Below are 12982 nucleotides of genomic sequence, written 5' to 3'. Positions count from 1 at the left end.
AGTCAGAGCGTAGTCAAACCATAATTATCCGTTAATTAATCGTAATATATCATTGTATGTTACTGCTAGCATCAGTACAAACAACATCGCGAAGCCGACAAAATGAACCATGCCTTCCCGGTTGGGGTCAACAGGTCTGCCTCGCAGACCTTCAATTCCGAGGAATACAAGACGGCTTCCGTCTAGCGCAGGAATCGGCAACAGGTTGAAAATACCGAGGTACAGACTCAGAATAGCTGCCCATCTCGTCAACTGTTCAATACCCTGCTTCGCAATTTGGCCTGTTACTTCAAAAGTACGCACAGGACCACCAATATCATCCATGTTAAACTGATTGATCAAATGTTTGAAGCCTTCAAAGATTACTCTGGTTGTATCGACCATCGCTATCCCTGACACTTTAAAGGTTTCTACAAATCCAACAGATCGGGTTGGCAGTGTTGGCACAATTCCGACCTTACCGCCTTCTTGACCTTCTACTGCACGAGGTGTGATCGTTATATTAAACGTTTCATTCCCCCGACGCAGTGTCCATTCCATCGGTTTGTCTTTGGAATCGGCAATCATCGTCACCATTTTTTGAGAATCCGTACCAATAGCAGTACCATTGATCGTCTCAATGATATCTCCCTTTTGCAAATTCGCCTGGTAGGCAGCTCCACCTTCAAGCACTTCACCAATTTCCAGATTTTTCGGATTCTCAACTGGAACCCCAGCCATTTGTGCATAGACTGCAAATAAAACAAATGCCAGGATGAAATTCATGAGTGGTCCGGCAAAAATCGCCATTGCCCGCTGACCCACCGTTTTACTGCCAAATTGGCGATCTTTCGGTGCAATCTGGGTTTGTTTTCCACGACTAACCAACATCGCTTGCGGATGTATCCGGTACTGCTGAATTTCACCATCCACATCGAGTTGCAATTTCAATGCATTCTCCATATCAATAGAGATCACTTCACCACGAATTACATTTTTGCGATTATCCAATTGATCGAGGTAGATCATTTTGACTTGGTCATCAGCCGACCTTACTGCAATGGTCTGACCTTCTTGAATTTCTACCAGTTCCGGGTCTTCCCCAGCCATACGTGCATATCCGCCAAAAGGCAGCAAACGCAGTGTGAACTGGGTCTCGTTTCTTTTATATGAGAACAATTTGGGACCAAAACCGATCGCAAATTCCCGTACAAGAATACCGGCGCGTTTGGCAAAATAATAATGTCCCCATTCATGAACCGTCACGATGACAAAGAACATGAGCACCGTTAGAAATACCACTTGTATGGTTTCCAATCCCTATCCATCCTCCTTCACGGCACGAACCGCAGTCTGTCCCTTTAGATTATCATTATTCTCTGATGCCGCACAAGAGAATCACTTCTTCCATTTTATCTTGAAAAAAGAGATTACAGACTGAACGCAAGTTGACGGCTCTCCTGATCACATCTTGCGATTTCCTCTAGATCAGGCCCGTCCACATTGCGGTGTGCTTCCAGCACAGAAGCAATAATATCCTCTATTTTAAGGAACGAAATCTCTTTACGCAAGAAACGCGCTACGGCAACCTCGTTGGCTGCATTAAACGCCGTTGTTGCGGTCCCCCCCATTTTACCACACTCGTATGCCATTCTTAAACAAGGGAACCGTTCCATATCCATCTCACGGAAATGCAGCTTGCCCACTTGCGTTAGGGAGAGACGTTGTGAAGGCGATGGTAAGCGGTCTGGATAGGTCAGTGCATACTGAATGGGAACGCGCATGTCCGGATTGCCAAGCTGCGCAATAATGCTCGTATCATTAAACTCCACGTAGGAATGAATGATGCTCTCCGGGTGAAGCAATACATCAATCTGATCATAACTTAGTCCAAAAAGCCAATGCGCTTCAATAACTTCCAGACCTTTATTCACCATCGTTGCTGAGTCTATCGTGATCTTCGATCCCATGGACCAATTCGGATGTTTGAGTGCATCTTCTACAGTAACTTCCTTTAGCTGTTCACGAGTCAAATCACGGAATGATCCTCCAGAGGCCGTAAGTGTAATTCCCATCACACGTTCACGAGGTTCACCATTCAAGCATTGGAAGATAGCCGAGTGCTCACTATCCACAGGCAGAATCGGTACCCCTTTCGCAGCCGCTCTGGCAGTAACAATATGTCCTGCTGTAATTAGCGTCTCTTTGTTAGCCAGTCCGATCTGTTTGCCTGCATCAATAGCAGCCAGGGTCGACTCAAGCCCAACACTCCCCATTACAGCAGTAACAACCGTATCTGCATCCGTTCCGGCAGCAACTTCAACCAGTCCTTCTTTGCCATAAAAAAGCTGTGTTTCGACAGGTAAGTGCGGTGCCACGGTCTCTGCTAACTCTTTTGAGCCAACTGATACCTTTTTGGGTCGATAACGCTTTGCTTGCTCAATCAGCAGCTCTATATTGCTACCAGCAGCCAGTCCCTCTACTTGAAAGCGTTCGGGATGCATATCGACTACATCCAGTGTCTGAGTTCCAATGGAACCGGTTGACCCGAGAATCGCAATTTTTTTCATGCTGCACCTCATCTTTATTTATCCAATGCCTATGACGAATAGTTCGTCATATGGCTTGTGCTCATTTTTAATAGGGCAGAAGCATTAGTATATGTACGAATGGAAAAACGACAATCCAGCTGTCGCATCGATCCAGAATACCGCCATGCCCCGGGAGCAAAGTGCCGGAATCTTTGATGTTATACACACGTTTGTAAGCAGATTGAATCAGATCTCCCATTTGTCCTACAACCGCGCATGCAATTCCAATCCATACCGCTCTTTGCCAAGACAACAAGCCGTCTGACACCAATGCAAAAACAACAGAAGTGACTACCGCGATCACAACACCACCCAGTGCACCTTCCACCGTTTTGTTAGGACTGATCGACGGCCAAAGTTTGTTCTTCCCGATAAGTTTCCCTACAAAATATGCACCTGCATCACTTGCCCATATGGAGCCCAGAAGCAGAAACGTCCAGAACAACCCATGATGCAAATGTCTCGATTCCGCGATGTAATAAAAACCGATCCCAATATACATTACTCCAAGAAAGAGCATGGCAACAGTGTTTACAGGAATCTTGTTTTTAGTTACCACAGAGGCCGTCATTAATACAAGCATCACAAGCCATCCGATCTGGAATAACGTTAGTGGTCTGGCTTCCCAAACCATTTCCCAAGGAAACACAATCGCAAAGATACCTGCATAACCGATTAGGGCTACACCTGAAAAAGGCTGTACCCCGGTCATTTTTACAAATTCATAATAACCGATGAGAGCCATAAGCAGTACCAAGCCATGGTACCAGGGTCCGCCCAGCATGCAAAAACCCAAAAACAATACACCTGCTATGATTCCTGTCTTTAATCGCTGTTTCAACGGCTTCATCCTCCATCTATTTCAAACCGCCGTAACGCCTTGTTCTGCGCTGATATTCGGCTACTGCTTCAAGCAAATGCTTTTTGCCAAATTCGGGCCAGTATATATCCGTAAACCATAATTCGCTATATGCAAGCTGCCAAAGCATGAAATTGCTTAATCTCAACTCTCCGCTCGTCCGGATCAGCAAATCCGGATCAGGCATATCTCCAGTGAGCATATGTCTGTCAATGAGTTCAGGCGTAATGTCGTCTGCCGATAGTTCCCCCGACTTTACCTGCAGAGCGATCTGTTTGACACAGTCCGTCATTTCGCGACGACTTCCGTAGTTCATTGCAAAATTCAAAACAAGCCCTGTGTTATGTTCCGTAAGACGAATAGCTTCACGCAAAGCATTAATAGTATGGGAAGGCAAGTGCTCCTCCTGGCCCATCATACGGATGCGTACATTTTTTTCTATAAGCTCATCCAGCTCTATCGCCAAAAATTCTTGCGGAAGCCGCATCAGAAAATCCACTTCTTCTTTTGGACGCGTCCAGTTTTCTGTCGAAAAAGCGTACATCGTCAGATATTTGATGCCCAGTTCATCCGCCGCGATGGTCGCACGTTTGACCGCCTTCATCCCATTCTGGTGGCCAGCTATTCGTGGGAGACCCAAACGTTTCGCCCATCGTCCATTGCCGTCCATAATGATGGCGACGTGCTGCGGGATATTATCCTCGGATATAGTCAGCGTTTCCTGCTTGTCAGCCCCATTCCACCACGACCGAACCCGTTTGATCATTCCTGTTCCTCCAAAATCCCTGAAGTTTCTTCACCTGAAGCTTGGAAAAAGAGACAAAACCCCACCGTATTGGAGGGGCTGCGCTTGTCTTACACTTCCATGATTTCTTTTTCTTTGGCAGCGAGTACCTTATCGACTTCAGCAATAAACTTGTCGGTCGATTTTTGGATATCGTCCTGATGTCTCCGGGATTCATCCTCGGAAATGTCTGACTTCTCCATTTTCTTAATGTCATCATTCGCATCACGGCGAATGTTACGAATCGCTACTTTACCTTCTTCACCGAACTTCTTCGTCAGCTTCACAAGTTCCGCTCTGCGTTCTTCCGTCAATGCCGGAATAGACAAACGGATCATGCTACCATCATTGGCTGGAGTAAGACCCAGATCCGATTTCATGATGGCACGCTCGATATCACCCATGGAAGATTTGTCCCAAGGTTGAATCATCAGTGTACGGGAATCCGGAGTACTGATATTAGCGAGTTGATTCAATGGCGTCATAGCCCCATAATACTCTACCTGAACTCGGTCCAGAAGAGCTGGAGTTGCGCGGCCTGCACGCAAAGTAGCCAGGTCACGACGCAATGCTTGAATTGCTTTTTCCATACGCTCTTCGGCATGTTGTTTAACCGCTTGTGGCATTAATCTACACTCCCTTTAACGATTGTTCCGATACGTTCACCCAGAACAACACGCTTGATGTTACCTTGTTCCGTAATGGCAAATACGATCAACGGGATGTTGTTGTCCTTACAAAGCGAGGATGCCGTCGAATCCATTACACCAAGGTCTTTGTTAAGAATATCCATGTAAGTCAACTGATCAAATTTCACAGCTGTACTGTCCTTAAACGGATCTGCTGAGTATACACCATCGACTTTATTTTTGGCCATCAAGATGACTTCTGCTTCGATCTCTGCTGCGCGCAGTGCTGCTGTTGTATCGGTGGAGAAGAACGGGTTACCTGTACCTGCTGCAAAAATAACGACCCGGCCTTTCTCCAGATGACGAATAGCTCTACGACGAATATAAGGCTCTGCAATTTGTTGCATGGCAATCGATGTCTGTACGCGTGTAGGCACTTCAATCTGTTCCAGTGCATCTTGCAGGGCGAGCGAGTTCATAACCGTCGCCAGCATCCCCATATAATCGGCAGTTGCTCTATCGATGCCGTTTTCGCTACCGGCAATTCCGCGCCAGATGTTTCCGCCGCCGCATACGATAGCAACCTGTACACCTAATTCAACTACTTCTTTTACTTGCTGGGCAATCGACGAGATCGTCTCTGCATCAATACCGTAGCCATTTTGACCGGAAAGAGACTCTCCGCTGACCTTTAAGACAACACGTTTAAATACTGGCTGTTCCAATTATTCACCCTCCACTTTGAATTGAACACGCTCGATGTTCAACCAACAAAACTCCTCGCGCATGGCCTCCTGCTTAAAAAGAAAGGAACACAGTTGTGTTCCGCTCTTTTAGGAAAAACGTTTAACCGGTAAGGCACTGTTTTCCTGAGATATAAGGGAGTTTACGCTTCGAAGTTTCATCATTCTTATATCTTCGAAAATCAATCCTGCTTGCCGGTTTAGTAAAACCGTCTTATTTGTTTACTTGGGACATTACTTCTTCTACGAAGTTGTCTACTTTTTTTTCAAGACCTTCACCCAGTTCGTAACGAACGAAACGACGGATGGAGATATTTTCACCAATTTGGCTGATTTTTTCGTTCAGCAATTGGGAGATCGTTTTGTCTGGATCTTTAACGAAAGTTTGCTCCATCAGGCAGTACTCTTCGTAGTATTTACCGATACGGCCTTCAACCATTTTTTCAATGATTTTCTCTGGTTTGCCTTCATTAAGAGCTTGAGCTTTCAGGATTTCTTTTTCTTTTTCCAGCTCATCTGTAGGAACTTCTTCGCGTTTAACGAATTTAGGATTAGCTGCAGCGATTTGCATAGCTACATCTTTAACGAAATCCTTAAATTGATCCGTTTTACCAACGAAGTCAGTTTCACAGTTAACTTCAACCAAGACACCAATGCGTCCACCAGCGTGGATGTAAGATTCTACAACGCCTTCAGTTGCTGCACGGCCTGCTTTGCTTGCTGCTGCAGAAAGACCTTTCTCACGCAACAATTCAGCTGCTTTTGTTACATCACCGTTTGCTTCTTCCAGTGCTTTTTTACAATCGAGCATACCAGCGCCCGTTCTTTCGCGAAGTTCTTTTACTGCACTCGCATTAACTGCCATTATAAATTCCCTCCAACATTAAGTATTGTACGTACACTCTAAAAAAAGGGCAGTGAGAGGTTATCCACCTGCCAACCACCCTTTTCATTTAGTTTATAACATATGTTCGAATCTATTAAGCGGAAGTTTCTTCGCCTTGGTTAGCTTCGATTACTGCGTCAGCCATTTTACCTGTCAGCAATTTAACAGCGCGGATCGCGTCGTCATTACCTGGGATAACATAATCGATCTCGTCCGGATCGCAGTTAGTATCAACGATACCTACAATTGGGATACCCAATTTGCGAGCTTCCGCAACAGCGATACGCTCTTTGCGTGGATCGATGATGAACAGGGCGCTTGGCAGGCCTTTCATATTTTTAATACCGCCCAAGAATTTCTCCAGACGATCTTTTTCTTTGCGAAGCAAGATTACTTCTTTTTTAGGCAATACAGCGAATGTACCGTCTTCTTCCCAAGCTTCCAACTGTTTCAAACGATCAATACGTTTTTGAATAGTTTGGAAGTTAGTCAGGGTACCGCCGAGCCAGCGTTGGTTAATGTAGAATTGACCAGCACGTTCAGCTTCTTCTTTAACGGAATCTTGAGCTTGTTTCTTAGTACCCACGAAAAGAATTTTACCATTCTCTCCTGCGATTCCTTTAACGAAATTGTAAGCCTCTTCGACTTTTTTCACCGTTTTTTGCAAATCGATGATGTAAATTCCGTTTCTTTCAGTGAAGATATAACGATCCATTTTTGGGTTCCAACGACGAGTTTGGTGACCGAAGTGTACCCCAGCTTCGAGAAGCTGCTTCATGGAGATTACTGCCATCTTCACACACCTCCTAATATGGTTTTATTGTGTCCTCCGCCGGCATCATTTTTCGCCAAGACTCTCCATCAGGAAAGCACCCTCAACAAAATTAGCACATGCGTGTGTTTTAACACCGTTATCTAATATAGCACAACTGATTGCCTGATGCAACAGTCTTTCAAAGCAAATTTCCGTTCCTTCATGGCGACACAAAACTTGTCATTATTTATACAAAAAAAACCGCCCTGCCTGAGCGCACTCAGTTTGACGGTTCTTTTGTAATCTTGGCAATAATCGATTTGAAACTTTCGCCTTTTTCCAAGTCATAGGTCCCGACTTGTATTTTGGTATTAATTCGCTCTGCTCTGCCAGCCTTAATAAAAGCTTGTGCACTATCTACAATCCCGGTTTTCTCCAAATTCCCCGCCACAATGGCCAGACTGTTTCCTGAACGTACTTTGAAAGATACGGTAGCCGCAACTTCGGGACTGTTAGGAGTTGACGGCTCGATCGTCTCTGGCTGAGTGACTTCGTTCTGTTTGTCGCTTTCATTGTTGACAGGTTGCTTTGGATTGTCGGGTTGCTCCGGTTTCACAGCAGAATCTGTGGCTTCAGGTGCCGTTGCCGTTTTTCCCTGTAGTTCACTGCTTTCCTGTTTCTTCTTATTTACCCACTCAGCCTCTGTATACAGCTCATCATCAGAAGCTATAAGCTTCATATCCATGCTCTTGGCGGCCGATTCCAGCTGTTCCTTCGTCAGGTTGGCTGTAGCCAGCTCGGGGTCGAGACTACTCTCAGACAATGCGTTTTGTCCAACCGTTGCCAGCTGCAGCAATACCGCACCAACAATCATGCCACTTCCAAGTCCAATCCATAAGGAGCGCTTGTCCATCTGTTAGCTCTCCTCCCGTTCTGCCAGCTGCAAAATCAGCTGTACTTCTCCACGTTGTATGCCCGTCTGCTTGGCAATAGCATCCACTGACTTTCCTTCGGCATATAAATTAAACAACTCTGCATATCGGTCCTTAATGGATTCACGTAGAGGCGTAGATTCTTGTTCAGAGGTCTGCTCTTCTGCTTCTGACACCTGTTGGGCCGAATCTGCTCGCACACTGTCTACAAGCGCTTGAGCTTGCAATCCGCTTGTGCTATGTACCGGAATTATATTGGAGGATGCGTCTGCTTCTGTCGTTTTACTTTCTTCCAGTTGATCCAGCCTCCGCTGTAATTCCTGAAGCTGTGATTGCATACGCTGATCTGCCGCCGTCGCCTCACCCTTCATTTCAGCAACACGCTGAATGAGAGCATCATTGTCGTTTTCTATCTCAGCCATATAATGTTCAAGCGTAGATTCCATCTCTTGCACCAGGTGATGCCCAGGCTCCTGCACTTTGTTTTTCTTGGGCATGATAAGCGCATATGCAATTGCGCAGGCTCCTAATATGACAATAATGATCCATGGTGACAAATTGGGTTCTCTCCTTTTAATGCAGCCATCGGTGCTCAAGACTACATGTGAGTCACATGTCATCCATTACAACGACAGGTCAATATGTTTTCCTTTGTATGGATGCTCGGCAGGTTTGACAGTTTCCAGCGCTGAAGTAGCTTCAGGTTCGTTGGAGCCGCTCTGCTGCTCTTTGTTTCTAGATTGACCATCGCGTACATCTGTGTGCGCTGTTTCATCCAGTGCCTCGCTTCGTTGCCTTGCTTCATTTGCTTCTTTGGCCGTTTGTTCCGCTAGCAGGGTCTGGTCAATGACCGGTCTCTGCTGGGCTTCATTCTGATAACGCCCCGCCTCACTTGTTCTAGGTACGGCAATCTGCAACTCAACCGCTTTGAAACTCATACGCTCACCTCTCGGTATCGAATGGATTTCTTCATGTGCTTGAATGCTGTACTTAAACGAATGGAACCATTGTTATATCCCCATCATGATAATAAAAAGATATTCGACTTACCGGATCTTTAATAAATTTGGTGTATCTGCCGATAACTATTCTAGAGCCTCCATAAATCATCTTATGAATATCAACGCGAGCCCTGCTTGTATCTTCAAGAACCTTCTCAATTTCAAAGATACGTGTTTTGGTTTCCTCGCTAAGACGAAGGGCAGATTTTTGTGTAGCACTCAGTTTAATTCGCATGGACATTCTATCCGGGCTCAGTTGGCCTGCAGCAGCTAACTGATCCAATAATGTCAAAGCTTTTTTCGTTTTATCCAAAGCATCCATCTGCTCTCTGACTTCCTTACGCAAGTCACTCAACTCATTACGGAGCTTAGGCAATACCCCTACTTCAATGGAAGTCACAGTAGACATACTGTTGCCGACGACGCGTGCTGAGACGTTTTCTCCAGCCTGGATCGACCCGCCAACGATAAGTCCTTTGGTGCCTTCACAGATTACCGCATGACCTGCACGAATCGTGGAATGCATAATACTTTGGGATACCAGGACATTTTCAGCCGCATCGACGTTGCCTTCTTGAATAAAGGTACATTTCACATTATGTCCTGCTTGTATAAGCCCTTTGTTATAACCAATAATACCGCCGGTAATTTCGACAGAGCCACCTGCTTCCAGCTCCGCTCCCTCGACACCTCCGACGACACGTATATCCCCTGCCGCTTTTACTTTAAATCCGGTAAGCACATTGCCGCGAATGACAACTGTACCCACAAAATCGATGTTACCGGTGTTATAATCCACATCGCCATTGACCTCGTATACCGGAAACACATTCAATTTGTTGCCGTCTGTTTTGGTAACCAATCCATCCAGAGCGGCATACATCGCAGATCCATCAGGGTTAACGACAACATTTTTCCCCACTTTGAAGCGTGCTTCTTTCCCTGGACGAAATGGTATTTCTTCACCTGTTACAGCCCTTCCCACCGTGCCGTCAACAGGAGGAATTCGTTCGGCAATGATTTGACCTGTTCGAACATTGTTTAAGCGAGTCACTTCTTTGTAATCGACTGTTCCGTTCTCTGCTTCCAAAGGTCGCCGTTCATTGGAATCGTCCATGCCCACTAGCACTTTAATAAAGCCATTCGTTCCCGGTACTGGTTTAATTCCTTCGGCAATCTTGTATCGATCCTTCACATAAGTCTCAGGATGACTCACAAAAACAAGCAACGCTTCGCGCAGCACACCATACTTAATACCCTGACTCGCTATAAATTTTTCGAGTTCATCCGGTGTACAGGTAAAACCTTCTTCCTGTTTGGAAAATTCAAGGTAGGCCGTACTTTTATCATCTGATAAAACAATGCTCAAACACTGTTCCAAAACAGTCTGCTGTGTCAATGCATTTCTTCCCCCTTTAGACTTTCCACTCCCCAATATCCAATGTTAAAGCTCTCTATTCATATATTACTATATTAATCTTTACGCATAAGCAAGTCTTTTTGTTTATCCAGCGTTCCACGTAACCGTAAGATGGCCTTTGAGTGCAGCTGCGAGATACGTGACGGAGAAAGAGACATAACCTCAGCAATTTCACTAAGAGAGAGATCTTCATAATATAAAAGTGAAACAACCGTTCTCTCTTTGACCGTCAATTTTTCAAGCCCTTGCACTAGAGCTTCTTTTAAGTAGAATTCATTTACTTTATAATCCGGGTTTTTTGCTTTTTCATCGACCATTAATGAAAGTCGAGTCTCGGACTCTTCTTCCCGGATTGGGTCTTCCAGAGAGCAAAGCGACATAACTGCCACTTCTTGAAGCATATGTTGAAAGTCTTTCGTAGACACGTCGAGATACTGGCTCATTTCTTCGTCACTAACAGAACGCAAGTACGTCTGCTCTAGCTGCTGGTAAGCATCTTCAATCCGCTTTGCTTTCTCCCGCACGGAACGAGGAACCCAATCTCCCTGACGCAAACCATCAAGGATCGCACCGCGCACCCGCCAGGATGCGTACGTCTCAAATTGAAGACCACGTTCATAGTCAAATTTCTCCAACGCATCAATCAATCCCATAACTCCATTGCTCTCCAGATCATCTTTCGGGACATTTTTGGGCAGACCGACAGCCAAACGCCCGGATACATAGTTTACAATATGAAGATATTTTTCGATCAAACTTTTCTTGGCATCAAGATCGCCTTGTTCTTTCCACTTTTCCCACAAGTCAGCATGGTTCAAATGTGAAGCTTTACGCTCGTTCAATTGCTTTCACCCTCCTTATTTGTCTGTCAGGTGACGAACGGCCTGCGCCAACTCCTCCGGATCTTTGGTCCGGACAAGTTTAGGCGGATCCAAAGGGGCAAATCCCGTTGGAGCTTTCGTCTCAGATGGTGGAAGGTTCTCCCCAGAGGAGGCGTTCTGTCCATGTTTGAGCAATTCGTTCAGCTCTTGTCCATCGTCTTCGAGTTTAATGTCCACCTGTGAACCTCTTAGTTCTTGAGCGCCCGGTGAATCATAACCATACCCATTCCCCTCTGATGAAGGGTTCAGCAGCAATCCCAGTCCCCAGCGTAAACCATAAGCAAGGACAAACCAGGCTACAAAGCCGATTAACCCGCGAATTAAACTGGTCAACAACACATTGCTGCTGTATGCTACAAAAAAAGTCAGAATAAATCCGACTATGCCTGCTCCAAGATTAATACGGTAGTTTCCTATCATGTCTTATAGTTCCTTTACACCCATTTGGACACTTCGAATAGTCAAAAGTCCAGTTTCACAGTCCATTTCAATCGTTCGTCCGTAATTCCCACCGGTATCTTCGGCAAGAAGTGGAATCCCAAGCTTTTCTAACCATTCCCGACAAGAATCCGCATTCCTCGGTCCGATACGCATTGTATCTCCTGCCCCCGCGAAGGCAAACATCTGAGACCCTCCAGCCATTTTGGACACAATACGTGAACGAGATGCACCGAGTTGTATCATTCTTTGTAACAATTCCGGCAATGCCGTATCCGCATATTTGGCTTTGTTCAACGTTCCTTCACGAGCTATCTCTGAAGTGGGGAGCATGACATGCGCCATTCCGGCAAGCTTCAAATGCGGATCATACATCGTTAATCCCACACAAGAGCCCAAGCCAGTCGTACGGATTACGCCGGGTAGATGAGCAATGTTCAAATCCGCCATACCGACTTTAACGACGCTTTTGTCCTCAATCATGATCCAGTGGCACCCCTAGAGATTCAAATATCTTAGCAAATGAAGGCGGATCCGGAATCAGGAAAAATTGACCCTCTACCTGATCTTCACCTTCAAAGAAAGATGTGTCAATCAATAATGCATCGTCGCCCATTTCACCAAACTGCAACAGACCATAACTCAAAATGGCACCTGCCATATCAATAGCAAGTCCAGGAACGGTCGGATACATAGATAGTTTCGTGAAATCTGCCAAAGAAGAAAGGTATGAACCGGCCAAAATATTCCCGATTTCGGATAAAGCCGATTGTTCCATTTCCGTGAATGCAAGGCCTTCCTTCAAATCAAAACCGGCAAGCCGGTTCAACAGCATTTTGGCAGCCTCAGGTGCCATCATAAAGAACAGATTGCCTGGTGCTTCGCCTTCAACACGAAGAAATACGGTAACAACAATACGTTCATCTCCGCCCACTTTTTCAGCAACTTCTTCAAAAGGAAGCATCTGTACTGTAGGCACACCCATGTCAATCGGTCTATTGAGAAGCTGAGACAACGCCGTTGCGGCGTTGCCTGCTCCAATGTTACCGACCTCTTTGAGCACATCCATTTGGAATCCCTCAAAT

The 12982-nt window shown here is 45.6% G+C and carries 16 protein-coding genes; all 16 read right to left on the bottom strand.

Annotation, left to right across the window (positions count from 1 at the left end; all coding sequences use genetic code 11):
- Nucleotides 1-24: 24 nt before the first annotated feature.
- Nucleotides 25-1296 carry an RIP metalloprotease RseP gene (gene rseP, locus BLV50_RS01610; protein WP_063566381.1) on the bottom strand — a complete coding sequence of 424 codons (1272 nt, stop codon included), beginning with the start codon at nt 1294-1296 and terminating at the stop codon, nt 25-27.
- A gap of 113 nt (nt 1297-1409) precedes the next feature.
- On the bottom strand, nt 1410-2549 hold the full coding sequence (locus BLV50_RS01605) for a 1-deoxy-D-xylulose-5-phosphate reductoisomerase (protein ID WP_090805422.1): 1140 nt from the start codon (nt 2547-2549) through the stop codon (nt 1410-1412).
- Between the two features lie 67 nt (nt 2550-2616).
- The gene (locus BLV50_RS01600) at nt 2617-3411 is read right to left on the bottom strand and encodes a phosphatidate cytidylyltransferase (RefSeq protein ID WP_090805420.1); all 795 of its coding nucleotides are present in this window, start codon (nt 3409-3411) and stop codon (nt 2617-2619) included.
- A gap of 16 nt (nt 3412-3427) precedes the next feature.
- Nucleotides 3428-4195 carry an isoprenyl transferase gene (locus tag BLV50_RS01595; RefSeq protein WP_063566384.1) on the bottom strand — a complete coding sequence of 256 codons (768 nt, stop codon included), beginning with the start codon at nt 4193-4195 and terminating at the stop codon, nt 3428-3430.
- Nucleotides 4196-4284: 89 nt separating this feature from the next.
- On the bottom strand, nt 4285-4839 hold the full coding sequence (frr, locus tag BLV50_RS01590; protein WP_063566385.1) for a ribosome recycling factor: 555 nt from the start codon (nt 4837-4839) through the stop codon (nt 4285-4287).
- Complete coding sequence (gene pyrH, locus BLV50_RS01585) at nt 4839-5567, bottom strand: UMP kinase (RefSeq protein WP_024630245.1); 729 nt, start codon at nt 5565-5567, stop codon at nt 4839-4841. The genes frr and pyrH overlap by 1 nt, the downstream gene beginning before the upstream one ends.
- A 232-nt stretch (nt 5568-5799) precedes the next feature.
- Entirely contained in the window at nt 5800-6450 is a 651-nt protein-coding gene (tsf, locus tag BLV50_RS01580; RefSeq protein ID WP_017689154.1) for a translation elongation factor Ts, read from the bottom strand.
- A gap of 115 nt (nt 6451-6565) precedes the next feature.
- Nucleotides 6566-7264, bottom strand: a complete 699-nt coding sequence (gene rpsB, locus BLV50_RS01575) for a 30S ribosomal protein S2 (protein WP_017689155.1) — start codon at nt 7262-7264, stop codon at nt 6566-6568.
- A 241-nt stretch (nt 7265-7505) separates the two neighbouring features.
- Nucleotides 7506-8138 (bottom strand): endolytic transglycosylase MltG, encoded by a 633-nt coding sequence (locus BLV50_RS01570; RefSeq protein ID WP_090805418.1) that lies wholly within the window; start codon nt 8136-8138, stop codon nt 7506-7508.
- A 3-nt stretch (nt 8139-8141) separates the two neighbouring features.
- The gene (locus tag BLV50_RS01565) at nt 8142-8714 is read right to left on the bottom strand and encodes a DUF6115 domain-containing protein (RefSeq protein ID WP_063566387.1); all 573 of its coding nucleotides are present in this window, start codon (nt 8712-8714) and stop codon (nt 8142-8144) included.
- Between the two features lie 66 nt (nt 8715-8780).
- A complete protein-coding gene (locus BLV50_RS01560; RefSeq protein ID WP_063566388.1) occupies nt 8781-9095 on the bottom strand; it encodes a hypothetical protein in 315 nt (104 codons plus the stop codon).
- Nucleotides 9096-9147: 52 nt separating this feature from the next.
- Nucleotides 9148-10557 carry a DUF342 domain-containing protein gene (locus BLV50_RS01555; RefSeq protein ID WP_079694677.1) on the bottom strand — a complete coding sequence of 470 codons (1410 nt, stop codon included), beginning with the start codon at nt 10555-10557 and terminating at the stop codon, nt 9148-9150.
- Between the two features lie 74 nt (nt 10558-10631).
- Entirely contained in the window at nt 10632-11420 is a 789-nt protein-coding gene (locus BLV50_RS01550) for a FliA/WhiG family RNA polymerase sigma factor (RefSeq protein ID WP_064639053.1), read from the bottom strand.
- A gap of 15 nt (nt 11421-11435) precedes the next feature.
- Nucleotides 11436-11879, bottom strand: a complete 444-nt coding sequence (locus BLV50_RS01545; RefSeq protein ID WP_063566390.1) for a hypothetical protein — start codon at nt 11877-11879, stop codon at nt 11436-11438.
- A 3-nt stretch (nt 11880-11882) separates the two neighbouring features.
- Nucleotides 11883-12380, bottom strand: coding sequence for a chemotaxis protein CheD (locus BLV50_RS01540; RefSeq protein ID WP_063566391.1), 498 nt, complete (start codon nt 12378-12380; stop codon nt 11883-11885).
- Nucleotides 12373-12966, bottom strand: coding sequence for a chemotaxis protein CheC (locus BLV50_RS01535; protein WP_090807429.1), 594 nt, complete (start codon nt 12964-12966; stop codon nt 12373-12375). The genes BLV50_RS01540 and BLV50_RS01535 overlap by 8 nt, the downstream gene beginning before the upstream one ends.
- Nucleotides 12967-12982 lie beyond the last annotated feature (16 nt).

Origin of the sequence: Paenibacillus sp. 276b (genome assembly GCF_900107875.1) — a bacterium.
GTDB lineage: Bacteria > Bacillota > Bacilli > Paenibacillales > Paenibacillaceae > Paenibacillus > Paenibacillus marchantiae.
The sequence above is the reverse complement of the archived record's forward strand: the minus strand, read 5'-3'. Positions and strand labels throughout refer to the sequence as shown.